Annotated in this window: 26 protein-coding genes and 1 pseudogene; all 27 read right to left on the bottom strand. The window is 36.4% G+C overall.

What is annotated here, in order from left to right; translation table 11 throughout:
- Positions 1 to 26 precede the first annotated feature (26 nt).
- Positions 27 to 1718 carry an arginine--tRNA ligase gene (gene argS, locus ESZ47_RS01745; protein ID WP_148604206.1) on the bottom strand — a complete coding sequence of 564 codons (1692 nt, stop codon included), beginning with the start codon at positions 1716 to 1718 and terminating at the stop codon, positions 27 to 29.
- Positions 1719 to 1994: 276 nt separating this feature from the next.
- The gene (locus ESZ47_RS01740) at positions 1995 to 2264 is read right to left on the bottom strand and encodes a hypothetical protein (protein WP_148604204.1); all 270 of its coding nucleotides are present in this window, start codon (positions 2262 to 2264) and stop codon (positions 1995 to 1997) included.
- A gap of 54 nt (positions 2265 to 2318) precedes the next feature.
- Positions 2319 to 3524 (bottom strand): bifunctional phosphopantothenoylcysteine decarboxylase/phosphopantothenate--cysteine ligase CoaBC, encoded by a 1206-nt coding sequence (gene coaBC / locus ESZ47_RS01735; RefSeq protein ID WP_148604202.1) that lies wholly within the window; start codon positions 3522 to 3524, stop codon positions 2319 to 2321.
- A 67-nt stretch (positions 3525 to 3591) separates the two neighbouring features.
- Positions 3592 to 4089, bottom strand: a complete 498-nt coding sequence (locus tag ESZ47_RS01730) for an LURP-one-related/scramblase family protein (protein ID WP_148604200.1) — start codon at positions 4087 to 4089, stop codon at positions 3592 to 3594.
- Positions 4086 to 4901 carry an SPFH domain-containing protein gene (locus ESZ47_RS01725; RefSeq protein ID WP_148604199.1) on the bottom strand — a complete coding sequence of 272 codons (816 nt, stop codon included), beginning with the start codon at positions 4899 to 4901 and terminating at the stop codon, positions 4086 to 4088. The genes ESZ47_RS01730 and ESZ47_RS01725 overlap by 4 nt, the downstream gene beginning before the upstream one ends.
- A 12-nt stretch (positions 4902 to 4913) precedes the next feature.
- Positions 4914 to 5261, bottom strand: coding sequence for a toxin-antitoxin system HicB family antitoxin (locus ESZ47_RS01720; RefSeq protein ID WP_148604198.1), 348 nt, complete (start codon positions 5259 to 5261; stop codon positions 4914 to 4916).
- Between the two features lie 409 nt (positions 5262 to 5670).
- Positions 5671 to 5760: pseudogene (locus tag ESZ47_RS09455) on the bottom strand (tRNA (guanosine(46)-N7)-methyltransferase TrmB); the annotation flags it as partial.
- 300 nt (positions 5761 to 6060) lie between these two features.
- Positions 6061 to 6525 carry a type II toxin-antitoxin system PemK/MazF family toxin gene (locus ESZ47_RS01710; protein ID WP_148604196.1) on the bottom strand — a complete coding sequence of 155 codons (465 nt, stop codon included), beginning with the start codon at positions 6523 to 6525 and terminating at the stop codon, positions 6061 to 6063.
- On the bottom strand, positions 6525 to 7292 hold the full coding sequence (locus tag ESZ47_RS01705; protein ID WP_161595276.1) for a DUF3800 domain-containing protein: 768 nt from the start codon (positions 7290 to 7292) through the stop codon (positions 6525 to 6527). Before ESZ47_RS01705 ends, ESZ47_RS01710 begins: the two co-directional genes overlap by 1 nt.
- 140 nt (positions 7293 to 7432) lie before the next feature.
- The gene (locus ESZ47_RS01700; protein ID WP_148604193.1) at positions 7433 to 7906 is read right to left on the bottom strand and encodes a holin; all 474 of its coding nucleotides are present in this window, start codon (positions 7904 to 7906) and stop codon (positions 7433 to 7435) included.
- Positions 7907 to 7915: 9 nt separating this feature from the next.
- Entirely contained in the window at positions 7916 to 9010 is a 1095-nt protein-coding gene (locus ESZ47_RS01695; RefSeq protein ID WP_148604191.1) for a GH25 family lysozyme, read from the bottom strand.
- Positions 9011 to 9012: 2 nt separating this feature from the next.
- A complete protein-coding gene (locus ESZ47_RS01690) occupies positions 9013 to 9237 on the bottom strand; it encodes a hypothetical protein (RefSeq protein WP_148604189.1) in 225 nt (74 codons plus the stop codon).
- 13 nt (positions 9238 to 9250) lie between these two features.
- Complete coding sequence (locus ESZ47_RS01685) at positions 9251 to 9607, bottom strand: hypothetical protein (protein ID WP_148604187.1); 357 nt, start codon at positions 9605 to 9607, stop codon at positions 9251 to 9253.
- Between the two features lie 9 nt (positions 9608 to 9616).
- Entirely contained in the window at positions 9617 to 10435 is an 819-nt protein-coding gene (locus tag ESZ47_RS01680; protein WP_148604186.1) for a hypothetical protein, read from the bottom strand.
- A gap of 15 nt (positions 10436 to 10450) precedes the next feature.
- Entirely contained in the window at positions 10451 to 11536 is a 1086-nt protein-coding gene (locus ESZ47_RS01675; RefSeq protein WP_148604184.1) for a hypothetical protein, read from the bottom strand.
- Positions 11533 to 11961, bottom strand: a complete 429-nt coding sequence (locus ESZ47_RS01670) for a hypothetical protein (protein WP_148604182.1) — start codon at positions 11959 to 11961, stop codon at positions 11533 to 11535. Before ESZ47_RS01670 ends, ESZ47_RS01675 begins: the two co-directional genes overlap by 4 nt.
- Positions 11961 to 13691 carry a glycoside hydrolase family 32 protein gene (locus ESZ47_RS01665; protein ID WP_148604180.1) on the bottom strand — a complete coding sequence of 577 codons (1731 nt, stop codon included), beginning with the start codon at positions 13689 to 13691 and terminating at the stop codon, positions 11961 to 11963. Before ESZ47_RS01665 ends, ESZ47_RS01670 begins: the two co-directional genes overlap by 1 nt.
- A gap of 10 nt (positions 13692 to 13701) precedes the next feature.
- The gene (locus ESZ47_RS01660; protein ID WP_244307535.1) at positions 13702 to 14781 is read right to left on the bottom strand and encodes a phage distal tail protein domain-containing protein; all 1080 of its coding nucleotides are present in this window, start codon (positions 14779 to 14781) and stop codon (positions 13702 to 13704) included.
- Positions 14782 to 14843: 62 nt separating this feature from the next.
- Positions 14844 to 20057, bottom strand: coding sequence for a phage tail tape measure protein (locus tag ESZ47_RS01655; protein ID WP_148604178.1), 5214 nt, complete (start codon positions 20055 to 20057; stop codon positions 14844 to 14846).
- Positions 20058 to 20237: a hypothetical protein gene (locus ESZ47_RS01650; protein WP_025268398.1), complete on the bottom strand. Its 180-nt coding sequence runs from the start codon at positions 20235 to 20237 to the stop codon at positions 20058 to 20060.
- Between the two features lie 38 nt (positions 20238 to 20275).
- Positions 20276 to 20686: a phage tail tube assembly chaperone gene (locus tag ESZ47_RS01645; protein WP_148604176.1), complete on the bottom strand. Its 411-nt coding sequence runs from the start codon at positions 20684 to 20686 to the stop codon at positions 20276 to 20278.
- A 338-nt stretch (positions 20687 to 21024) separates the two neighbouring features.
- Positions 21025 to 21672 carry a phage tail protein gene (locus ESZ47_RS01640; RefSeq protein ID WP_148604174.1) on the bottom strand — a complete coding sequence of 216 codons (648 nt, stop codon included), beginning with the start codon at positions 21670 to 21672 and terminating at the stop codon, positions 21025 to 21027.
- A 3-nt stretch (positions 21673 to 21675) separates the two neighbouring features.
- The gene (locus tag ESZ47_RS01635; protein WP_148604173.1) at positions 21676 to 22050 is read right to left on the bottom strand and encodes a DUF806 family protein; all 375 of its coding nucleotides are present in this window, start codon (positions 22048 to 22050) and stop codon (positions 21676 to 21678) included.
- Complete coding sequence (locus tag ESZ47_RS01630; RefSeq protein WP_148604171.1) at positions 22050 to 22466, bottom strand: HK97 gp10 family phage protein; 417 nt, start codon at positions 22464 to 22466, stop codon at positions 22050 to 22052. The genes ESZ47_RS01635 and ESZ47_RS01630 overlap by 1 nt, the downstream gene beginning before the upstream one ends.
- Positions 22456 to 22827 carry a phage head closure protein gene (locus tag ESZ47_RS01625; protein ID WP_148604169.1) on the bottom strand — a complete coding sequence of 124 codons (372 nt, stop codon included), beginning with the start codon at positions 22825 to 22827 and terminating at the stop codon, positions 22456 to 22458. The genes ESZ47_RS01630 and ESZ47_RS01625 overlap by 11 nt, the downstream gene beginning before the upstream one ends.
- Positions 22820 to 23152, bottom strand: a complete 333-nt coding sequence (locus ESZ47_RS01620; protein ID WP_148604167.1) for a head-tail connector protein — start codon at positions 23150 to 23152, stop codon at positions 22820 to 22822. The genes ESZ47_RS01625 and ESZ47_RS01620 overlap by 8 nt, the downstream gene beginning before the upstream one ends.
- Before the next feature lie 10 nt (positions 23153 to 23162).
- Positions 23163 to 24326 carry a phage major capsid protein gene (locus tag ESZ47_RS01615; RefSeq protein ID WP_148604165.1) on the bottom strand — a complete coding sequence of 388 codons (1164 nt, stop codon included), beginning with the start codon at positions 24324 to 24326 and terminating at the stop codon, positions 23163 to 23165.
- Positions 24327 to 24335: the final 9 nt, after the last annotated feature.

The following is a 24335-nucleotide window of genomic DNA, read 5'->3' as shown; positions in this document are numbered from 1 at the left end:
CAGTCTAGTCGTTTGTACACCACACACTACATTTCTTCGGGTGCTTTCACACCTAATAAGCGTAAACATTCTGTTAAGACAATAGATACTGATTTAACCAAAACCAGACGAGCATTCAACTGATTGTCTTCAACTAATATTTTTGAGTTAGCATAATATTTGTTAAAAGCACGCGATAAATTCAACGAATACTTAGCAATAATACTTGCTTCACGTTGTTGCCAAGCACGCTGAATAGTTGATGGAAAGTTATTTAGAATTGTAATAATATCCCAAGTTTGTGCATCACTCAAGTTCAGTTGCTCACTTGTTAATTGGATTGATGACTTACGTAATATTGATTTGGCACGAGCATTTGTATATTGCACGTATGGACCAGTGTCACCTTCAAAACGAACAACTTCTTCTAAATTGAAATCAAAATTGTTTGTACGATCATTCATCAAATCGTGAAAAACAACAGCACCAGCACCGACTTGCTCAGCCACCAAATCCTTGTTGTCCAATGACGGATTCTTTTCTTGAATTTGTTTCAAAGCTAACTCATGTGCATCATCCAAGACATCTTTGAGTAGGACAACATCACCTTTACGTGTTGACATCTTTTTGCCATTAAATGTAATTAATCCAAAGGCAATATGCTCGATATCATTGGCCCATTCAAATCCCATAAGCGACAATACGGCTTTCATCTGAACAAAATGTTCACGCTGTTCACCACCAACAACATATAGCGACTTTGCAAAATTATACTTTTCTTTTCGATAAATAGCTGCTGCCAAGTCACGAGTCATATATAGAGTAGCACCATCAGAACGTTTAATCATCGCGGGCGTTAGATTTTGATTGATATCGCTCAAATCAACAATTTGAGCACCTTGAGATGCAACTAAAAGGTTTTTCTCTTCGAGAATATCAATAACTTTCTCCATTTTATCATTATAAAAAGCTTCTCCATTAAATGAATCGAAGTCAATGTCTAAACGATCATAAATTTCTGAAAATTCTTTAAGAGATTCAGCTCGAAACCATTGCCACAATTCATGTGCTTCTCGATCACCATCTTCAAGTTTCTTAAACCAAGCTCGACCTTCATCGTTTAACGACTCATCTTCTTTGGCTTTTTCATGAAATTCAACATAGTACTTCAACAAAGTGGCTATAGGATCGGATTTAACTTCTTGTTCTGAACCCCAGGTTTTGTATGCATAAATTAACTTACCAAACTGCGTACCCCAATCTCCTAAATGATTAATTTTTACTGGCTCATAACCATTTTTAGCGGTAATATTGGCTAAAGCATTACCAATAACTGTTGAACGTAAGTGCCCCATCGACATTGGCTTGGCAATATTTGGGCTTGACATATCAATGGTAATTTTCGTTCCTTGTCCATCAAGATTATCTCCATAGGCACTCTCAAGATCAAAAACTGTCTTTAATACTTTATTTGATGTTGCTTCTTTATCTAAGAAAAAGTTAATATATGGACCCGTTGCAACTACTTTTTCAAAGCCACTTTGATCAATAGTTGCAACAATATCAGCCGCAATTTGTTGCGGTGCTTTATGCATTATTTTTGCTAACGTAAATGTTGGAAAGGCCACATCACCAAGATCTGATGATTTTGGTGCCTCTAATTTTTCAGAAATTTGTTCTACTGTTAAATCAGTCAGCACTGCTTTCAGTGCATCAACTATTTGTATATTATCTACCATCTTTTTTCCTTTTGATGTTTATATCAATTTTTAATTTTAAAATACAATAAAAATTCGATATTCTTATTATACCGTATTCGTGAAATAATATTCACTCAAAATAAATAAGCTCGCCTCTTGTTAGATAACAACAAAGAGACGAGCTATGCCCGCGGTACCACTCTAATAGCTTTCGCCACTCAAATCTATTTACTTAGGACTCAAAGTATGCGCCGTTTCAACTATGGCTTGACTTCCATCAACTCAAGCTTGCTTAATCATAGTTTAGAAACATCTTTACTTATCTTCGTCACTTATTTTTTTCTCAGGTGCTGGACCGTGTTTAATCACTTCCACTTCGTCCATACGAACTACCGCTCGGTGATTCATTTCATTCACTGCTGGTTGATCTGCTGGATCATTTTCTGTAATCTCAACTAACAATGAATTTTCATAGATTTTTTCAACTTGTCCCGTGAAAGGTTTTTCTAAATTACCATAAGCTGGTGCTAATAAAACATCTCCAAGATTAAATCCAGAGGTATTTTCTTCTACTTCTTCTGCCATGTTTGCCTCCATTTTAAGGTTAATTAACAGTTAATTCTAGCATAAAAAAAAAACTTATGCGAGTTTTTTGGCTATCTTATCCATAATACTTCTAGCAATAGCTATTTTAGGAGATAAGGAAATTATTTCAGGGTCCTCATCTCGAGATAAAATAGTTACACGATTGTTCTCGGAATCAAATCCACTATTTGTAGTACTCACATCATTAGCGACTAACATATCCGCATTTTTTTGAATTAATTTTTTACGAGCATATTCAAGAACATTTTGTGTTTCGGCAGCAAATCCTACGACTAGTTGTTTCATTGTTTTATGACGACCAACTTCAGCTAAAATATCAGGATTTTGCATCAATTTAATGGTCAAATTCTCACCAGATTTTTTCTTAATTTTATCTTTTGCCGCTTCTACAGGACGATAGTCGGAAACGGCTGCTGCACCGATAAAGACATCAGCATTATCAAATTCATGCAAAACTGCTGCATGCATATCACGTGTTGATGAAACTAAAACTTCACGCACACCATAAATTTTGTAACGGCTATTTGTTGTCACAAGAACAACGTCGGCACCTAATTCTACAGCAGCTTGGGCTAAAGCAAAGCCCATTTTACCCGATGAACGATTCGTCAAATATCTTACTGGATCAAGTGCTTCACGTGTTCCCCCAGCAGTTATGACAATCTTTCGACCAGCCAATCTACCAATACGCGCCTGCAATCGAATAGCCGCTTGGTTTATGATTTCTAAGGGTTCAGGTAAACGTCCTTGTGCATCATAACCTTCAGCTAAAAAACCTATATCCGGTTCAATAACAAGCCAGTCATCACTTTTTAACGTGTGAAGGTTACGAATCATTGCAGGGGCATTGAGCATGACATCATTCATCGCTGGGGCAATAACTTTTTCAGCAGAAGAGGCAATAATTGTTGAAGTTACAGCATCATCAATAATACCCTGAGCAAGTTTCCCTACCATGTTAGCTGTTGCTGGGACAACAAAAATAATATCAGCCCATTTAGCCCATTCAATATGCATCACCTCTGCTTCATTTGCTTGAAAAAGATCAGTTAAGACTTCATGGTGAGACAAAACAGCAAACGTTCGTGATGTAATAAATTCTTGGGCGGTTACAGTCATACCCACACGAACACGTGCCTCATTTTTAATCAATTCACGAACTAATGTTGCAGCCTTATAGGCAGCAATGCCACCAGTTACAATGACAAGTATATTTTTATTTTTATAGAAATCATTCATGTTACTAATTATATCATGTACTGTTTTTAAATCATTAAAAAAAAACGATATCGCTACCGCTTCTTACTTAATTTGTTGCACTAACATGAGTATGCCTTTGTGCTTTGATATAATCAATAGCCACAACTAAAGACACGACCACAGTTTCTAAGGACTCATCTTCAATACTAATGTCATAAGTGCTTGACATGGCTAGCCAACGTTGATTAACATACCCAATCTTACGATTATTTTTAATGATTGTAAAATTCATATCCCATACGTCACCGTCAATACGCAGTCCAAGACCTTCAATATCAAATTTCGGCCTTAAAAAAGTAAATCTTTGCACCAATTCCACTTCTTCAGAAAAATCGCTGATTGCCAAAGTGAATTTTGGTAAAAAAGAGAACACCGCATGTGATAAGTGCGCTACAACAACACCATGTGTGTTGAATATATCAAAGTATTTTGGGATGCTAAACATACTACCAGAAACATTATAAAGAACATTCTCATTATCATCAGTAATATCAAATTTTTCACTAAACGAAAATAAGTGTTGCTTCATTAATAGCTTCTTCATTTAATACCTTTTCCTAACAACTTACCAGCGACAGGTAACTGACCTAATTTATCCAATTCTTTGCCATCTACAACAACTAAGTTTGCTGGTGATTCTGCTAATGTCGAAAATGCATTAATCGATTGGTTCTGGAAATACTTGTCATCTGCACCGGCCAAACCAGATTGAACAGTATCAATTCGATATTTTTCGGCTTCTGCTCTTGTTTTTGTGGCATCGGCTTCTGCTTTAGCAGTAGCCATTAATGCATCATTTTTAGCCTTCGTTGTTAATTCAATTGAACGCGCCTCACCTTCAGCCTTAGCAATAGTAGCCACGCGCTCACGATCAGCCGTTAATTGTTTATCCATCGCTTCTTGAATTGAAACAGATGGACGCAACTCGTCAATATTAATGCGATCCACATTGATACCGTACGTATTTGTTAAATCACCAATAGCATCAGCCAATTGAACGTTTATCTTGGTAGTTGAACCCAAAGCCTCATTAAGTTCCATACGACCAATGATATCTCTTAAATGTCCCCGTACTAATTGTGCCATAGATTCAACTGAATCAGTATTTTCATACATATATTTCACAGCATTAGTTACATGATAGTTCAAAGTAACACTAGCTTTGATATCAGCATTGTCAGCCGTAATCACCGAATAATCTGGTAAGCGCAGTGGACGCATAGCCAGACTTACTTTTCGAATTCTTTGAATGAGCGGCACATAAAAATGTAACCCTGCCTCACGCCTGGCACGATATTTTCCTAAAGTCTCCACGAGACCCGCACTATTTTGTGGAACAATTGCAAAAAACAACATATTTCTCTCCCTCTAATCTTTCATGATCTGTCGTAATGTCAAAATATTCCCGTTTGCCTCAAGAATAACATAATTTCCATCACTTTTAGCAACAGCACTATTATCAATAAGATAGCGATAATAGATACCAGAAACATTAACCAGACCACTTTTAATGTCTATGTCTTTTCCCGAAATCACTTGCCCAACAAATTGACGATCCTCAAAATTACGCGGTTGATAATCAGCCATCAGTAGTTTTGTAATGTAATTGTTCAACGATCGTCCCTCCTGAGCTGCTCGTTCGGCCAAAAACTCATGTAACTCTGGATCAATCCTCAATGGTATGTTGCCTGACTTCATGTTTTTCTTTTTAACCATATCTTTATGATATCACATTTAAATCATTGTGCAATAACCAATCCCAATTGAATACAAAAAAAGAACCACATGACATAAGCAGCACGCGGTTCAAAGATTAGAGTTTTGGTTTTCATGGCAAATGAGAAATTGAAAACCATATGTACATTTTAGTTTCATTAATTTGAGAATACAATGGCAATCACTAGGCAATCGTTAGTTTTTTGTTTAATAATTGATTGAAGATACTTTATTTGCTTATATGTTTCAAAAATATTCACACTAACAGATGTATATGTTCAAACAACATAAACAGGAGGAAAACACATTAGTTTTTTACTCTAAAGTCCTAGATGGCTCTAAAAATAAAAACAACGCCTAAATCAGACGTTGTTTTTTGTTTATATAATACTCTGTAAACCTTGTCGCTCTAAAAGTGAGCTTTAATCTTATAAATTGGTTGACCCTTAGCCATAAACTTCTGTTCATACTCAGTTTCAACGCCCTTTAAATTTTTTTCAATGCTTATAAACCGTTATAACGGTATCTTAATGAATTTAATACCTTATAAAAGTCTACAAAGTTCATGGGAAGTCCCCAAATTTTCCCCAAATAAAAAAGCCAACCAGAGTTTAATCCAGTTGGCTTTTTATGACATCACTTGTGCGAGTTTAGGGCAAATAAAAAACCGGCAAAAACCGGCAGTGCTATTAAAGCACATCATTCGGAGCACAGCTCCGTCGTTCGGAAAACCGAACCAGATTCTCGCATACACGAGATAATATAAACATAATAGCATACAATTATAATAAATGCAATTTCAACTAAAAAAATCAGTGATTTTATTTTTAATCTTTGATAAAGTAATTTCGTCTAGAACACCGATAGGATGATTCGAGTCTATTCTTCTATTAGCCACAGATCTAATTTGATCAATCTTAAGTGTTGAATCGTATGTTAAAAAAGTAAAAATCTCTTTTTTGAGAATAAAATGATGGCCGAACACTGGAATTCCATCGTCCTTAATCTGAACATTCTTTGTCAATGGAACAACTACTGCCATCCCATTAGGTATTTCATTATAAGTTTCATTTGAAACAACCAAAGCTGGTCTTTGTTTGTCAATTTCATATCCTAAATTTGATCCAAAATTTACATTATAGATTGTCCCTTGATGAACCCGCTTATGATCTTGACTATATCTATGGAATTCATAATCTTTTTGTTTATTAATTTTAGTTCTGTTCCACGCTCGTATTGACTTTACTTTATCACTCTCGTTCATCAATCTATTCTCCAATTTTTATAACAGCTTTTAGGAAATATTTTATAGTTATGCCCTCTGATTGGGTGACCACCTATATACTTATTTCTGAAAGATTGAAACAGTTTTGTGCTAATATCATTTCTCAAATACCTGTGTAAAGTATATGATGATAGGTCGGCAATTTCAAGCATGAAATGCGATTTTTTCTTATCTGATGTCAATTTAGAATTAAAATAGACATGATCAATTTGATGTATTTGATCACTTATGTACGGTTCACCTTCATCTAAAAACGGTTTAATCAAATTATATAGTTTGTTATCTTCTGTTTTTCCTCTCGATTCATTGAGCACACTACTGTGTTCTTTTGGTTTCAAGGTCATACAAAATCGTTCTAAAAGAAATTGATATGCCAAAACATACGGATTATTTGGCGTAAAATATTTATCATAGTGTTTATGTTTATCTATACAAATGCTAGCTACTTCAAACTGTAATTCCGATATCACTACGCTTAAGTCGTCTATAAATGCATCTCTATCAATTACTCTTTTTGAAAACGCGCCGATCCCCTTCTTTATTTCTCTGCCATGAAAAACAACTCTTTCTCCGCGAAACATTCCATTATCCCAATATTTATTTTTTAGATTTATTATTTTCTCAATATTATATTCATTGTCAGACTGACTAAAAATAGCACCACTAATAACAATCCATCTGTTTTCTTCTGTCCGTTCGTCTTCGTTATCATATAATCTTGAGGTTCCTGATTCATCAACAGCCATCAATCTTGGAGTTTCCGACGTCCACCTTGTCATTCTCTTCATAAACTTTTTCCTAATAATTATTTTACTAATCATTATAGCGCAATAAATAAAAACCCGCCCAACCAGAAATAATCCAGTCGGGCGGGTTTTTATTATATTTAATTTTGCAACGCATTAACCTTCGCTTGTGCATCAGCTAATGCTTGTTGTGCTTTGGCTAACTCATCAGCCTTAGCTAATTCACTTTGCTGTTGAGCGGCTTGTTCTTGCGCCTTAACTTGTTCCTCTGTAATTTGAGGGTAAGTATGATCTAACTCATTAATCAATAGCGCGTATTCTTTTTCAACTGCGTTCTTGATTAAGTTGTTATCTGCGTTAGAGAAACCTAAAGCAGTTAATGATTGAGTAACAATTTTAACTGCTCCTGATTTCTTAGCTTCACCTTCTAGATAATTAGTAACACCTAATTTCTGCATAGCCACTACGGCATCTTTTGCTAACGGAGATAACACTTGAATCAGGTTAACAACCTGTTTGTTTCCTAAAATCACCTTGATGAAATATGCACCAATAATTGGAATAGCTGCAATAGCGATTGTTGTAATTAATTTAGTAATTGTATTTGTGTCCATGTGTTCTCCTTATTTGATTGTGGCAAAAGCCTTCATCATGCTAACGGGTTCACCGCCAATTTCAACATTGACTGTTGTGGCAGTTTGACTAATTACCTTGTACTTACCGTTCAAAGTGAAGTATTCCATACGTCCATTGTTACCTTGGATATATTGGTTACGCAACTTGTTGCCATATTTATCAGTCAATGTCATAGCTGAAATAGGAATATAGTTGTTGTAATCGATAGGCTTGATACTCATATCAATGTTGACACCGTACATTTTGTTATTGTACTTAGTCCAGTAATCAGCGACATATACACCACTGAATGTTGCATACTTTGTCGTTGAAGTTGTTGTTGATGTATCAGCAGTTGATTGTGTCGCCTTTGAAGCTACCTTTTCAGCTGGCGTATTGTTATCCAATGAACCAACAACCATCACGTTGCCGTCAACGCCAAAGTGGTTATCGCCATACTGCCACATCTTCACATTGCTCATATTAGGGAAGTATTGCATAGGTGGTGTTGATTGATGAGCTGTAGTTAGATACCAAGCCACCCACAAAGCATTAGGATAACGTGCATTCACTCTTGATAAGTCCACATTCGTGTTCATGTAGTAGTAACCAGAATAAAACATTGGCTTGTATCCAGAGGCGTAAATTTGATCCATGAAAGCTAGAATAGCCGTTGTATTGTTGGCTTTGTTTGCACCTGCACCCGCTTCATAATCCATTGCGATGTATGAACCTTTAGCCAGACCTGCATTTTGTGCATCCTGAACGGCTAATTGAGCTGAATAAGTAGCTTCACTGACTGAGTCACCTACTTGTGCCCAGAAGTAGCCACCCGTTTGCATGCCAACAGCATCAGCATTATGGATTTGTGCGTAAGCACTAGGGTTACTATAATGAGTACCCTCACCACCTCCTCGTCCACCTAACTTAACCATTGTAAAGTTATCGCCAACTTGCTTGAATGAGTTGAAGTAACTTGTAGTTGTGCCCTGGTAACTAGACACATCAATACCTAATGTATTAGCTGACACACCCGTAGCCATGGCAACTAAAAAGGCAACCGCTCCAATAGAAGCAATCACCCATCGTTTTAATTTATTCAATTTTAAACCTCCCATTTATCGTGTTTCCACGTTTCCAATTTAGTGAGCCGTATCTCATGATTATCTGTGATGCTATTAGATATTTTCAACTCGTTTTTTAAGCCAGCTATATCAGTTCTCAACCCATTGATTGAGTTCACAATGGTATTCTTCAATACCCACCACAAACCACCCAGAAGAATAGACCCAACTGTTAGCCAACTCAACAAATCATGTGGCATTTGCATTTATTCACCTCCTTTATAAATTAGTTACTATACTCTCGCTCACTGAAGATTTGGATTCATTCGTTACTATAGATTCTGAACTAGAAACAGAAGTCGTTTCGCTCATACTAATTGATTCAGATTCTGAAACACTCGACGAATGAAAATCACTGTCATTAATAACCGGATCAATATCTTTTTTTATGCTAGTAATGAAGTTGTTCAATGCTTCATCAAATCCATCTTTGTTAGTCAAATATTTATCAATAGTATTAAAAGATACTGCAATGTTACTAACAGTACCGTTATATTGAGCTGAAAAACTAGCTACTTGTATACCATTTTCGTCATTAAATGACTCATGATAATACGTTGTGGTACTTTTATTCATCAGTTCTCCTTATCCAATCGGGTATTGAATTGTGCCAGTAGCACCAGTCAAATTTGCGACTTCACTGTAATTCCACATACCGTAAACCACTGCACCGTGTCCTTTTGACTGAACTGTAGCCATGACAGGATATGCGTATCCCGTATTAGCATTGTAATTATGAATTGAAAAATATCTCAGATTATCACCTACTGGTTGCAATGATTCTGGAATAACTACTATCTGATTATGATTAACGTTATTAACACAATTTATATTGTAAAAACTAATCATCATCATGTTATTTTTAACACGATATTGCGCCCACCCTGAACCGCCATTAGTCCCTGTTCCAGATGGCAAACTAAGTGGTAACCAGCCTGTATCGCTAAACAAACTCTGAATATTAGTAGTTGTCGCTGTTGTTGCTGTTGAAACAAACGAAGCAATAGGTAGTTGATATATATACCCACCGTTATTCAAATCATCTTGTGTAATTGTTCCTGATGTTATTACAGATATATATGCTTGATTAACAGTAACGCTATAGCTAGAATCGCCTGCATTCCCTGACACATCATTTTGTTTTGTTAAATCAACGGTAACTACTATCTTCCCGCTCGTGTTAGAAGGTAATGTAATTGATTCTGCAGAAAGTATTTCGACTAATCGTCCTTGTATAAGCGCTTGCCCTGTATCCACTGTTGCAGTTAATCCATTTACAGTAACATTAAGCTTTTTCCCCCTATTTAAAGTACCATTCGTATCATTGACCATTGCTGAATAGAGACTTGCATCATTAGCTGGGCTAACAAAGTTTCTATCCGATTGGTACATTGTCATTGTCATATGTTGTTTCCTTTCTTAAGTTGTGCTGAATAAATCAGACTTTCCAAAGCGCAGATTTCCAAATGTTAAGTTGATTAAGTCACTACTGCTGCTCAAACTATAAGCACTCAAGACTGATTTATATTGTTTGCCGTTGTAGTAAATATTTGATTGCAACCCTAACTTTATTTTTGATAATGGTAAAAAATTATTATCAAAAGATGTCGAGAATTGAATACTATGGCTATAAGTATTTCCTGACAAATTACTTGATGCAATAGAATCATAAGTTGGATTATCAGTAGCTGTTTTATCAAATAAATATAGTTGCACCTGAGTAGGTTTTATAACATTATCATTCAATTTATTAGTAATAGTGCCATCTGCTTGTAACCAATATGTAGATAGTACAGAAGGATTTTCCATATTAGTCCCGTCCTTATCGACTATTTTTAACTCATTGTTATATCCTCTAAGATAGCGACTATCACTAACATTCCAATTGATAAAGTCATAAATATCATTTTTGATATTCCAAACATCAGTTACCTGATGAACGGTAACTTTTGGATAATAAAAAGGAATGCCATTTAACATTCCTTGTCCAATCTCTGTTACGTCAAAAATAACATTATGTAATTTAAATCCTCTGATCATATAATCAATAAAATTACTGGTCGTAATATCCGAACTAGTAACCGCAAACGGTGTGCTAGTTGTGCTAAATAGCGAGTAACTCAAAACGTTTGTAGAGGCAGTAGAAGTGAAATAGTTCTTCATCAAATTAACCAGATGACTTTCATAACTATCACCACTCTTATTTCCCACTAAAATGTCACCATTAAGAACATTCCATATATAATTAGCTGTCAACGTCATAATATCAGTAGCATCATCTGTATCAACAGTAGTTAGCTGACCATAATACATAATTGTTGCTGTATTAGGCTTTTTTACTGCAACATAGTCACCTGTTTCAATTGCAGAATTTTTGACAACTGTAAAAGTCGAAGTTGCGTTTGACAAGGCATCCATCTGTATCTCATATGATAAAAGCGGGTAAGTACCTCTAATAGTAAGGTAATCACCATTAAATACAGTTATTTGTAATGATAGGCTCATACTAATAACCTTTCTTCTTTAAAAGTAATATTAACGTCAGCTGTTTTATCTAAATAAAATAATGCAACCGACTCACCTACTGGTATACGTACAAAATTAGTTTTACTAAAATCTTGTAATTGAGAAACATCTACATATGTTCCATCTTGATTGTAAAGACGTGAGTATTGTGATTCTGGATGAGAACTAACAATTAACTTTTGCGTACTAGCTATTGTTAACAAAAACTTGTCAGTACCTACTACGTTTCCATTTTGAAATATTGTCCAACTTGGTTGTACAGAACATGGACCATTAATTGTGATAATGGAAGGACTACCATCTTGTACACCAAAATATTCCGAATTATTAATTAGTCTCATAGCCTTTTCGGTACTATTTATATTAGATTCTTTATAAACATAATAGCAAGATTGATTAGCCATTAGTCCCTCCTTTCATTGACAATCTGATAGTATTCGTAATCAAATTTAATATCAGTTGAAGATGTAATTGCTATTCTCTCTCGACTTCGCCCACGTGGATATTTAGCCATAGTATATACTTGCCTATCTGCTGTTAAGTGCTCTATCGTTGTTCGATCAACATAAAATTCAAGCCATACATCAGTCATATTCGACATAAATATCGGAAATACTCTGTCTTTACTAAAAGCGGCATTCTTCGTGAAATCACTGCAATAACGATGGACTGTACAAGTCATAGCACTAAAGTCAAAGGTAAACTCAGTGTCATACCCGTTTCCATAAAATTCCACTCCTGCCTTACCCTTATAATTGCTCATGTCTTTCAATCTTAACTTGAAATAAAAAGCATCGCCTTTAAACATCGGCAATGCTATATTAGAAGCTAGATTGTTACCTATAATGGGATTATCTAAATAATCCTGCACAATTCCTAAAATGTCATTACTAAACCAATAATTATTATCAGTTTTGTGTAACTTAATTGAACGTGTTAATGAGCCGTTTCCCATTCTTCCATCATTAGGAATCATTGTTGAGTAACCCCAGTTGCCTACCCAACCTACTGAAAGCACATGGTCATTAACATCTGATACTGAAGTATCTGCAAATACTTTAGAACCATAGAAGTCCGGTCCTCTATCAATACGTATATTTTCTTGTTCGGGTACAAATACATAGTTAGTATCTAAATGACCCACAGATGCAAATGTGCCTGTTGACGTCTCATCTCCACCGTTTCCGCCATAGAATAGTACCCATTTTTGATTATTTTTGTCTCCATCAATATTCATTACAAACAAATTAGGGCATTCAAGTAAGCTGTTTGGTGCATTATATGAACCTTTATAAGCATAACCACTAGTTGGATTGTCAGAAACATATACGCCAAACTTAGCTCCTTCAGCCATATACATGACCCATTTATTATCTATATGGAACAAAAATGGATCTCTAAAATCTGGATATGCTCCATCTGGTTGCCCGTTTTTTAATATAGGGTCAGCTTGTAAAGCTGTAAAATTATATCCGTTATCTGTCGAATAATAAGCCATGGTATTTTGACCTTTATCACCACCATAACCCGTTGCTAATGCAATTAAGGTGTTTTGACCTTTACCAAAGTAGTTCCCAACATCTTCAAATATAGTTCCGGTAGCTACATCTCCCCAATTTGTTTTGTATTTATGAATGGCTACCCCTTCGTAATTCCATTTAACCCAATCTGTAGTTGTAACATGATACCATTCTGTGCCGTTACCGCCCGTCTGATTGCCATTTGAATCTAAGCGAGAATCAGCATTGTACAAAAAATATAAATGCCACAAGCCATCCCTATAAAAAGCCGACTGAATGTCATTCATAAAACCAACATCTGGCATTTGAAAATGAAAATTGTTTGAATACTTATCAAACAAAGTATTGATAGAAGGAGCATGGATCTCTAAATTACTCGATCCATCAAAATTAGTACCGTTGATAACAATAGGTACTTCTAACTTTGTCGCTGTATCTGCGTTTCCTATAAGATCCCCTTTAGCACCTTTTGAAAAAGTTTGTTGTTCTGTAAAAGTATTAGCTTCAGTGGCAGAAATACCATTATTTGCTTCAGCAATTCCTTTTTCTATTCTGTTCAAATTTTCTGATGTAACTTCATCGCGTGGCACCCAAGTTTTTGGTATAAAAGCCATATCTACCTCCTTAATTTTCAATGTATGTTATGTCTGCTTTTGCAAAATCAGCGTATGGTTCGTTTTTATATCCAGACGAGTCACCATTCCCAAAATATCCATAATTCCATGTTGCTTTACTTTCCGAAACTGCAGGAGTCCAATCTGTGGGAACATTACCACTCTCTATCTTCCATAGTTTTAAATAAACATCTAATGGTTGGCTATCTGTGTTGAAATATAAAAGAATTGTTGAATTATCTTTTGTAACCGTTCCTGATATAGACATTCTAGACCAATCAGCGCTGATTGAACCTTTTTGTACTCTATCACTGGAATAATCACCCCAACCAAAAAAGTTAGATGGTATACCCGTTCCCTTAATATCAAAACTAAAGGAATAGATATTATTAGCTTTTAATAACTCATTCCCCATAAATATCCCCGCATAGGCGCCTGAACCTTGAGGAGCTATTATATGTAACATTTTAGTGTTTGAGTCATAGTTTTCTATAGATGGTGTTGCAGCATTAGGACCAATGTTTCCTGAAAAAGAAAATTTCTGAGAGCCTAATAGTAAATTTGGTGAAGATGTAGCTGGATTAATGTAATTAAAGTAGCCTTTACCATATGTAATAAGATTAGGGTCTGCATCATAGCTCTTGTATTCAGCAGTTTTATTGTTATACCAAGGATTGATGAAATCGATAGTGAATTGTTCAACTAATCTATCAACTTGTATAACAGTAGTTCCGCCTATTTCTGTTTTTGTTAAGCTAGATAATACTGCATCACGATACCAACCTCCCGATTTTGTCGTGTAAATCAGTGTTAACGGTTGATATGCTAGAAACCTAGAAAAATCAGAAAACGTTTGATAAGACTGGCTTTCAACCGAACCAAATAAAATATTTAACGACATTTGCCCCTGTTGAATTGTTGTTTTAGTCGGATTGAAGTAACTGTCATATTGACTATAGGAATTAGAAAAAACAGCACCTAAACCCGTAGGTGTATATCCGAATAAGTCGTCTGAATCTAAATCAACTACTTCTCCTCTTGAATTTTGTAATGTAAACATACTTACGCCGTTATTTAAATTACTATTCACTATATGTACTCCTTTCTAAAACCCGCCCCGAAGTATTGTGTATTTATTGGCGAGTTTTTGGTTTAATTAGCCGATCTAACCGCTCTAGCAATCACGGCTTTAGAAAACTTATTCATAGCAATATCATCTACTGACTGATTAGCCTCTGTAGTTTGACCTAAGATGCCTGACAATAACTCAACAACACTATTTAAAGTTTTATTAGTAGCCTCAATCATACTTGATAGGTTGCTATCTGAATTCTCAGTAACAGTTGTACTAGAACTAGTGTTTTGTGCAAAATGAGTAACTGTTTCACCTAACAATTCCATTGCTCGAGACTTTTTAGACAAATCCCAAGGGATTACCGCTTCAGTCATTCCACCCTCGGCAATATTTGCTAGATGTGGTGTGTTGGTGATAGTACCGTTTGCGTAGCCATGTCCTTGACCTAAGAATGACAAATCGTTACCGTAGGTATGCTTGGCATAGTTAAGACCCGCAAGTAATGAATCATATCCGTTGAATGGATTATTGTGACCTGGGAACTTGTAGGCATTAAATGTAGCACTAATAACCTGCATAAGCCCTTTAGCTAGGTCACCTGATGCATTGTTAACGTCACCTATGTTACCCTGTACAGCCTTTTCGTTTCCACCTGATTCAGTTTGAATCTGACGTAACACCTTATTCACCATAGATTCAGATGTGCTCAATCCGTTAGCTTTTAAGGCATCTACAACTTGTGAACGCCATCTTGTAACACCGCTACCGGATGGTGATTCTTTACTTCCACCTGCGTTACCACTTGATTCAAATCCAGATTTAAGCTTAGACAGCATCTTACCGAAACCATCTTCAATACTTGTTTTAACCATTCCACTAGATGAATTGTGGCCTGTATCACCGACTTCTAGTTTATTAACATCGAATATCTTAGATGCCATATCGGTTAATGTTTTAACTGGATTGGTTAATTTTTCAATTGCTTCACTTGTTGCATCAGAAACATCATCCCAAATATCAGAAGCACCCTTTGTCATAGAAGATAAAAATGATTCAATTGATGATGTACCCTTAGCGTATCCTGGCAATGTTTTACCTAAACCGCCTTGGAATAGCTTAGCTGTATCACTGGCATTCAAAATCTTGTCACCAGGGTTAAGGTTAACAATTTGAGCACCATTGGTACCTAGAAAATCAACTTTACCCGAGTAAGGGGAATATCTTGCTTCTATACCAGCTTCACCGACAAGTGCTTTCCCACCTGATACACCTCGAGAACCGGTAGCGAAAGCTTGCATTGTGGCAGGTTTATATCCAAAATCTCCACCGCTTTTAACATCAACACTTTTAATACCAAATCCTTTGACCAAGCCATTAAAGAAATCGCCTAATCCCTTCCAAATGCTGTGCGTTCCTTTGGCTTGCTTTGAAGCAGCTTCCATAGAACCATTGGCTTGGAGAACGGCTTTATTAACTACGCCATTTCCTTGTTTACCAGCAGCATCAAGAACGCTATCTTTTTGTTTATATGCTTTATCAACAACTTCATTCCGCTGTTGTGTTGCAGCATTGGATGTTTTATTTCTCTGACTTGTTGCCTTACCAACAATATCATCGTGTTGCTTATTCGCTGCATCAACCGTTTTATTTTTCTGATCTTTTGCAGCATTAACAACTTCATCATGTTGTTTGTTAGCAGAATCTCTAACATTTTTACGTTGGTCTTTAGCCCATTGACTATTCCCTTTAAACTGATTTTCGGATGCTTTTATCGTGTCATCGCGTTGCTTATCAGCGGCTTTTTTAGCGTCTTTATATTGATTTTTAGCAGCATTAACAACGTTATCGCGTTGCTTATCAGCAGCTTTAGTAACTTTTTTGAGTTGCTCATCAGCAGCCTTTTGTGCAGCATCTAGCTTTTTGTCAGCGTACTTTTTGACGTTGTTGTATTCTTCTCGTGACTTAGAAGTAATATCCTGTAACTGTTTATTAGTTAACCGTCCTTTATCCTTGGTTAATTTATCCATCAACTTTACTTGCTCATTGTTAGATAACTTAATTTTTCCAGTTAAAGTTGTGTGTAGTTTAGCTTCTTCAACAGTTGTTTCAGTTGCGTTTTTGACAGTTAGTTTATTAACAGCCTTTTTCTTGGCCTGATCGTCCTTAGCAAGTGCTTGCTCTTTCTTTTTATAGTCCTTTTGAACTTGTAAAGAGTTTTCTCCATACTTAGCAGCATCTTTAGCAATTAAGCTATCCCATTTATTGCTATCCTTTTGTTTTGCTTTATTGTATGAAGTTTCAAGCTTTTGACGTTGCTGTGCATAATATTTTGTTAATGCCGTTCGATCAGATTGGCTTAGCTTTTCAACAATATTAGCCTTTTTACCCTCTTCTTTGATAGTTTTTAATCTATCTTGATATTCTTGTTCAGTAAGATAACCGTTTTTCTTTAGCAGCTTAATATCTTGTAAGTCTTGCTTTTGCTTTTCAGCATAATATTTTTTAGAAGCGTTATTCAACTCTGAATAAGCGTCTTTCGCATCAACTTTCGGTGCTTTGATAGTTATTTTATTATCCGAAAAAGCTTTTTTAAGACCTTTGTTAAATTTAGCGGTAATTGACTGAGCAGTTTTTGTACTTCCAAGAGAATCACCGATACCTGCGCCGATTGCAGCACCGGCCATTGTGCCCGCACCAGGGATAACACTTCCTAGTATTGCTCCAATACCACCGCCTATTACGGCACCAGCACCCTTAGATGCAGCACTGATTTTATCACTAGACTTTTTAGAACTGATAGCAGTAGCGATGCTTCCGCCTACATCAGCAGCAGTTAGCGCTATACCTAATCCTGAAACAACTTTGCTGGCAACACTAGCGACTTTAGCTCCAGTAGATAGTGTTGCTAATCCGCCTCCTGCTCCAGCTGCTCTTGTGGTTGCTGCAGTTTCAACCATCGTAGTCGTAGCGCCAGCTTTACCACCTACTGAGCCAGTAGCGTTAGCAGCTGTATTTAATGCTGCGGTTGTTTTTAAGACACCGTTCAATTCCTTATAAGTACCAATGGCTGTTTTAATCCAACCTATTGTGTCGCTTATCTTTTTGAAAGCCCATATACCAGCAAACACTTCTGCAAATGCTTTAATTTGGCCAGTATGTTTGCCAATATACTCAACTAAGCCAACTAACTTATCACCTACCCAAGCTACGCCATCTGCTATTTTCTTTAATCCATCTTGACCTTCTTTTGAATTAAAGGCTTTAGCCATTTTAACTGCTGCCTCTGATATAACTGGTAACATTTGTTTACCAATCATGATCATAACAGCCTGTCCAGCCTGGCTAAACTGTTGCAATTCAGCTTTAACAGTAGTCATGTTCTTTTTAGCTAAGTTAGCTACATAACCCTGACCATCTGCTGATTTTTCAACTTTTTTATTTAACTCATCCAACTCTTGGTTGTTTTGAGCTAAAATAATACCCGCTTGCTGGCCAGTAGTACCAAACAAACTATTAAATACTGAGTTCTTTTGAGCGGTACCCATATTCTTAGTTTTTTCGTTAATAACTTCCATGATAGTTGTCATATCACGCAAGTTACCATTTGAATCAACTAATTGACTGCGACTAATACCCAATTTACTGAGCATGTCACCAGTTCCACCTGACTTGATGGCTTGTATTTTACCGTTCAATTTTTCAATCGCTTCTTGTTGCGTTTTAATAGCAGATGAAGCAGCTTTTGAACTCTTTGTACCAGCCTTTTCAGCAGCTTGATAATCAGCTATTTTCTTCTGATGGTCTGCAATCTTTTCATTTAACGAATCAATTGAAGCTACAGAACCTTTTTGAGCAGCATCTTGATCAGATAATGCACCGGTAATAGAGTTAATAACCTTACGTAAACCAGTACCAGCTTTATCAGCTTCAAGACCGTGGTTAGAAAGAATACCCATGGCTGCAGATGTTTCAGACAACTTAAATCCTGCTGAATGAGCAGAATCACCAACATATTCCATTCCTTTACCAAGAGATTGAAAGTCAGTAGCTGTCATATCAGCAGCATAAGCCAACTGGTTAACAACTTCTTTGGTATTTTTAGTCATCTTAGCAGCGTTATCAGTACGCATACCATACGCATCAACAACCTGAGATGTAACACTCAAAACATCGTTAAAATCATCACCAGATGCAACCGAAGCCTGCAATTCAGATTTCATAGCACCCAATGCTTCGGCAGAAGTATAGCCACGTTTGATTAGTTCTTGGTACCCATCGGCTATGGCTTGTTGTGACTTACCATATTCAACAGAATACTTGGCACCATCTTTTTGCATCTGATTAACATTTTTTTGTGCTTCGGCAGCTTTTTCACCACCAGTTGTAGCCAAGTTAAATGTTTTAACATAAGATTCTTGCAGATTAGTAGCAGCTTCAGCGCCTTTAATTGAAATAGCACCAATACCAACAATGGCAATGCTACTGCTATAAGCCATGTCTTTTATTTTTTGACCAGCTGTTTTGAATCCGTTTCCCATTTTTTCAGCAGCCCGATATGCGCCATTAGCACCACTGGCATACTTACTTAATCCATATGGGTTAGCACGGTTAACTTCAGCTTGAGTTAGTTTCAACTCGTTTTTCATGTTAGCAACATTTGTTGCCGTTTCATTCACTCGAACAGCTTGCCTTTTGTATGCATCGCTAGCCGAACCACTCGCCTGCTCAATTCTTTTCAGCTCTTCTGATTGCTTAACGTACTGTTGGGAGAGGTTTGATAGCGAAGACTTCATCGAATTAGCACTTGATATATTTGCTAATCTTTCTTTCCCTTCCGCTTTCAAACGGTTGACATACGAATCAGAAACTTGATTCATCTGCTTATATTCTTGTTGCAATTTTGCTAAACCACTGGTTTGATACTCCATTGATGACTTAGCACGTTGTTGCTGAGACTCTAAGCTAGCTAATTTTTGATTAGCCTGTTGGATGTTTCTTTCGTATTTTAAAAAGGACTCGGCACCTTCTTTTGTAGAGGTGTCTAAGCCCTTTTGACGTTGTTGTAATTCAGTTATTTTGTTTTTCTGAGCTTCCATTTCTCGGCTCAGACCATTGTATCGCTCCTGTGAAGCTTTTAAATAATCGCCTGAGGATTTAGCCGCCGCCTCTTGAGCTTTCCAAGCGTTTTTAACAGAAGTAACAGCATCGTTCAAACCACGTAAACTATTAGTCGCTTTTAAAGTATCTAAAGCAATAGACGTGGCCATCTCCGCCTGAATTCGTTCAACCATTTACTCTCCTTCCCCCGGTATGTTCAATCCCATTTGTTTAGCAATAGCTAATGGATCACCAGCACGTTTATCAGGCTCTTTTGCATTAAGCATATTCATAAACGAAAAATATTCCTGATTATCTAAATCACTTGGCAAAATACCGTATTCTTTAAAAAGTTGTTTTTTAAAGTATCGCAATTCCTCCAGTTGGTTTTTCTTGTCGAATACTAGCCTTCTTATTCGACCAAATATTCTTTTGGGTCTGTATCCTCAGCTTCGAGTTCTTTTTGTTCGCGCTTAGCTTCAGCAACTAACACATTGTAGTTCTCATCAGTAACACCGCGCATACGCAAAGTAACATATTCAAATGCTTCACCAAATTGTTCTGGATCAACATTATTCTTAATTGTTTCAACTTCTTCATCTTTCAATTCGAATGCAGATTGCACAAAAGCCATCTTTAAACGTGCTGACTTCAAACCGTTCTTACGAACATCGATATAATCCATACCTTCTGTGTCTTGCAATTCCAACAAGGTCACATCCAATTCATCTAATTTCTCTAATAGACCAAAGGTGGCGCGAATATTCACCGTCTTACGAATTCCGAACTTGTTCAACTTAATTTTTTCTGTATTAACTGCCATGATTTTGGCTCCTTTTATTTTGATATGTACGGGTAAAATCACCCTAAATTTAGTTACAAAACGACGTATTTTTTTAGTGACAAAGTTACATTTTTTTAAATTAAAAAATGTGTAAGCACAAAAAAGTTACAAAAATTGTGTAACTTTACGAAAAAAATGTAACTTCTGTATCCCTTGATAGGCATAGCCTGAATAGGAAAAAGTTACAAAGTTACATAAAATACTATATAAATATATATATATATTATTACAAGGTTTAAAGGTAACTATGAGTAACTAAAAATGTAACCCGCCCATTTTCATGTACTGTTTATTTCCAAAGCGAGTTAAAAATCAAATTATTGACCGGTTGTGCTACCTGTTGTTCCACTTGTTGTTTTTGAATAGCCAGGGAAAGTTTCTGCCATTAACGCATCAAGTGTAAATCCATCTACCAAATCAGATGATACAGAATATGGTTTACCACCAAATTGTGTAGCAACAACTGGATCCATTGTTGTTAATGTCATAACATCATTCGAATCTGTTTCGTTATTGGTATTTGTTCCCAGTGTTTTATTTCCTTCTACCATTGTTCCGTTAGCAAATGCATAATAAATTTTATGTTGCTTATCTAATGTTCTAGTAACGGCAATAGCAGCTATGTGTGATTCCTCTTCTCCATCGACAAACGCCTTGCTTGCTGTTTGAATTTTTCCGAGAATTTTTTGTTTTACCTCAAATCCTAAGTCAAGCATTGTAAATTCAGCTGTTGGATAAGAATGAGGCTTAGTTGTACGCTTAGCCTTATCATTTGAATATTGTAAAGTAGGTGCTGTTCCCAACCCTTGAATTTGAATTTGAGTAGCACCTTCAGCAGTGGCATTTTCGTGTCCGTCTGCCTCATAAACCCCTGTATCGCTTAAGCCATCAGGCCCCTTTAGTAGCTGACCTGTAGCATTGCTAATTTTTCCTAGATAAAGAGTAACAATACCTTGTGTTGCCATGAATTAATCCTCCAAAATATAATTTTTTTCAAAATAAAAGACCTTAGTGACTTGATTAGTCTTCGGGTCGTTTGTGTGTGATTTAGATTGGGTTGTTTGCCAATCATTTTTTTCTAATAGTCGTGCTAATGCTATTTCTGTATCAAGAATAGGCTTGCTGAAGTTGATTCCGTAAAATATCTGTACTTCAACACCATAATTCATGTTTCTAAAACGGTTGTTGGCTCTCCTGTCCAAGTCATTAACCGTTTCAATCACTAGAACTACTGTTGAAGTAACATTTTTAAGATATTCTTCATCAATGATCGTTACAAAAACAACATCAGCAAAACTCATTGATTCTATAATTTCTTGAACTTCAAAAATAGGTAATATCATTAATTACCACCTTTCAAAAGTCGCTGATATTCGGCATATTGAGCTGCTAACACAGCTTGTCGAGAACTACGCCTAGCGTCTTCAACGAAGTGATCACCTGGTATAAATTTAGTGCCGTCATTTAAAAAACGAGCAACACGCGCGTGATTAATACCTTTTTTGGTAAAACCAACTAATGAGGTACCATCTCGAATGTAATCGATGTTTGTTCCAGAAACTTCAATTGAATCAGCTAAATGAGTTACTTGACTAGTGTCTTTATGATTTTCATCATAATGTTTGGCTTTAGTAATATCATGGAGCCTTGTTTTGTATACTTCCGCTCCAACTAACGTAATCTTTTGTCTCTGCTTAACGTTAGGAACTAATTTGTTCACATTGCGTAGCCATTGATCTAAAGCATCATCAAGTTCCATCAAATGCCCCCAGTGGTTCTTTAGTAATGGTGATGTAGTCAAACGAAACCGGTGTATTACTTTCATCGGATGAAATATATTTGATGTCGTGAACCTTACCCGTTTTTACAAAGCGAACTTTTAAATTCTCTGTAAGGACCTCATTGTGCCGTACAGCGATTATTTTAGTTTCTTGTATACTTGTTCCAAAAATAGAATCAGATTGCGTAATCGAACGACTACGGGGCGCATATCGCATTTTGTTAGTAGAAACTACAAAAGTAGGTACTTTTTGTCCTGTGTTTTTGTTTAAAACAGATTTAACAGTTCCAAACTCAACTTTCCCAATAAAATTGCTTGGTTTTAATTTTCCACTAACCATTTGACTGCCCTGCCTTCCATCTGATTTTGTTCAGCATGTACTGATAAGACTTAGGATAAGCAATTTGCTGACCAGATAAAGCACCACGATTGTAATAATTGAAATCAACTAAAGTTCTAACAGCTTGATTGAATATTGGTAATTTGCGATATATTTCAATATCGATAGTACTGTCTATCGACCCTCGAGCATCTTCTTCAGCATATTCAATCAAACTCTTAAGAACATTATCATCGCCATCTATTGCTAAATAGTCTTGCATATCACCAACTGTGACACCTGCTGATGTTGAAGGCGCACGAGGTGAATTTGTTTCATCTGCCATAAATTACTCCTTATTTACCATCTGTAGATGCAGGTGTAGTTGTGTTAGTAATAAAGTAACCAGCTTTGTCATCAGCTTGCTTAACACCAAATCGGAAAGCAGCACCTAGGTAACGGCCATAAATTTTGCTGTCTTCCCAAGCCAAAGTAATTTCTTGACGGTTAGGCATTAGCACGCCACGCTTTATGTCGCCGATAAATGCTTTTTGGTCACCAGCATTACCAAACAATTCATCACCAATTACATAAACAGGCACACCTAACAACGTCTTTCCAGAAGTTTGTGCCAGTGATGCAGTTGATTCTTGGAGTAAGTAACGTCCGTTCTTATCTTTCAATGTGTCAACGGCATTGTAGAATGATTGGCTAGCAATAATAACACGTCCATAAGCTGGATCTAAATCAACATTTAAAATGTGCTTTACTTGGTCAGCTAATGTATCACTCGTAGTTGCCTTAGCAGTAAATGCTTGCAAAACTGGTGCAATCAAGGCGTTGTATGTGTTAACCTTCTTTTCACCAATTGATTGGCCAACCAATGCCGTCAAATCAACTTGTGTGTCAGCGATTGATTCTTCTGAAAGAGGAATTGCACCGCGATAAGTATCGACAGACCAGTCCACTTCCTTGAAAGTAGGCTCCGCCAAAGCTGGGTTTTCTGCTAATTCCTTAACAGAATTGAAACGATCAGTTGCACGTTGCAAAATAGGATACTTACCACTTGGAGTGGTAACTGGTGTCTTGTTAACCAAAGTTGATAAGTCAACAACTGAGTTAACTTCAGCAGATGGATCATAAATAATTTCCTCTGGGATTAATACACCAACTTCTGACGATGTTACCTGTGAAGCAACTGCATCAGAAATTTTTGCACCGCGAGAATGAATGAAGTCGTTGATACCTTGCTTTTTTGCGGCAAGCTCAGCGGCCTTATTGTCCAAAATATTAGTCTTTTTACCATCATTTTTAGGCTCTGGTTCAACGTCTTCAAAGCTCTTTAGTTGAGAGTTCAAAATGTCACGGCGTGTCTTAGCATCCGTTAAGTCATCTTGAGCCTTCTTGATATCCTCTACTGAAGCAGAATCATCTTGAACCATGTTATTCAATTTAGCATTCAAATCAGATGCTTTAGTGCTAGCGTCACGGAATGCCGCTTGTAGTTGTTCTTTAGTCATATTTTTCTC

The organism is Leuconostoc litchii, assembly GCF_008107645.1.
Taxonomy (GTDB): Bacteria; Bacillota; Bacilli; order Lactobacillales; family Lactobacillaceae; genus Leuconostoc; species Leuconostoc litchii.
Note: the sequence above shows the minus strand (reverse complement) of the source record. Positions and strands in the feature narration are given on the sequence as shown.

What these genes read in the sequence shown, in the direction of transcription:
- ESZ47_RS01665 (WP_148604180.1), bottom strand. Translation starts at nt 13,691, where the DNA reads ATGGCTTTTATACCAAAAACTTGGGTGCCACGCGATGAAGTTACATCA.
- ESZ47_RS01685 (WP_148604187.1), bottom strand. Translation starts at nt 9,607, where the DNA reads ATGAATAAAAGTACCACAACGTATTATCATGAGTCATTTAATGACGAA.
- ESZ47_RS01690 (WP_148604189.1), bottom strand. Translation starts at nt 9,237, where the DNA reads ATGCAAATGCCACATGATTTGTTGAGTTGGCTAACAGTTGGGTCTATT.
- ESZ47_RS01720 (WP_148604198.1), bottom strand. Translation starts at nt 5,261, where the DNA reads ATGGTTAAAAAGAAAAACATGAAGTCAGGCAACATACCATTGAGGATT.
- ESZ47_RS01640 (WP_148604174.1), bottom strand. Translation starts at nt 21,672, where the DNA reads ATGGCAACACAAGGTATTGTTACTCTTTATCTAGGAAAAATTAGCAAT.
- ESZ47_RS01700 (WP_148604193.1), bottom strand. Translation starts at nt 7,906, where the DNA reads ATGGACACAAATACAATTACTAAATTAATTACAACAATCGCTATTGCA.
- ESZ47_RS01625 (WP_148604169.1), bottom strand. Translation starts at nt 22,827, where the DNA reads ATGGTTAGTGGAAAATTAAAACCAAGCAATTTTATTGGGAAAGTTGAG.
- ESZ47_RS01710 (WP_148604196.1), bottom strand. Translation starts at nt 6,525, where the DNA reads ATGAACGAGAGTGATAAAGTAAAGTCAATACGAGCGTGGAACAGAACT.
- ESZ47_RS01655 (WP_148604178.1), bottom strand. Translation starts at nt 20,057, where the DNA reads ATGGTTGAACGAATTCAGGCGGAGATGGCCACGTCTATTGCTTTAGAT.
- ESZ47_RS01725 (WP_148604199.1), bottom strand. Translation starts at nt 4,901, where the DNA reads ATGTTGTTTTTTGCAATTGTTCCACAAAATAGTGCGGGTCTCGTGGAG.
- ESZ47_RS01635 (WP_148604173.1), bottom strand. Translation starts at nt 22,050, where the DNA reads ATGATATTACCTATTTTTGAAGTTCAAGAAATTATAGAATCAATGAGT.
- ESZ47_RS01630 (WP_148604171.1), bottom strand. Translation starts at nt 22,466, where the DNA reads ATGGAACTTGATGATGCTTTAGATCAATGGCTACGCAATGTGAACAAA.
- ESZ47_RS01670 (WP_148604182.1), bottom strand. Translation starts at nt 11,961, where the DNA reads ATGGCTAATCAATCTTGCTATTATGTTTATAAAGAATCTAATATAAAT.
- ESZ47_RS01705 (WP_161595276.1), bottom strand. Translation starts at nt 7,292, where the DNA reads ATGGCTGTTGATGAATCAGGAACCTCAAGATTATATGATAACGAAGAC.
- ESZ47_RS01730 (WP_148604200.1), bottom strand. Translation starts at nt 4,089, where the DNA reads ATGAAGAAGCTATTAATGAAGCAACACTTATTTTCGTTTAGTGAAAAA.
- ESZ47_RS01615 (WP_148604165.1), bottom strand. Translation starts at nt 24,326, where the DNA reads ATGACTAAAGAACAACTACAAGCGGCATTCCGTGACGCTAGCACTAAA.
- argS (WP_148604206.1), bottom strand. Translation starts at nt 1,718, where the DNA reads ATGGTAGATAATATACAAATAGTTGATGCACTGAAAGCAGTGCTGACT.
- ESZ47_RS01645 (WP_148604176.1), bottom strand. Translation starts at nt 20,686, where the DNA reads ATGGCAGTTAATACAGAAAAAATTAAGTTGAACAAGTTCGGAATTCGT.
- ESZ47_RS01740 (WP_148604204.1), bottom strand. Translation starts at nt 2,264, where the DNA reads ATGGCAGAAGAAGTAGAAGAAAATACCTCTGGATTTAATCTTGGAGAT.
- coaBC (WP_148604202.1), bottom strand. Translation starts at nt 3,524, where the DNA reads ATGAATGATTTCTATAAAAATAAAAATATACTTGTCATTGTAACTGGT.
- ESZ47_RS01620 (WP_148604167.1), bottom strand. Translation starts at nt 23,152, where the DNA reads ATGGCAGATGAAACAAATTCACCTCGTGCGCCTTCAACATCAGCAGGT.
- ESZ47_RS01680 (WP_148604186.1), bottom strand. Translation starts at nt 10,435, where the DNA reads ATGACAATGACAATGTACCAATCGGATAGAAACTTTGTTAGCCCAGCT.
- ESZ47_RS01675 (WP_148604184.1), bottom strand. Translation starts at nt 11,536, where the DNA reads ATGAGCCTATCATTACAAATAACTGTATTTAATGGTGATTACCTTACT.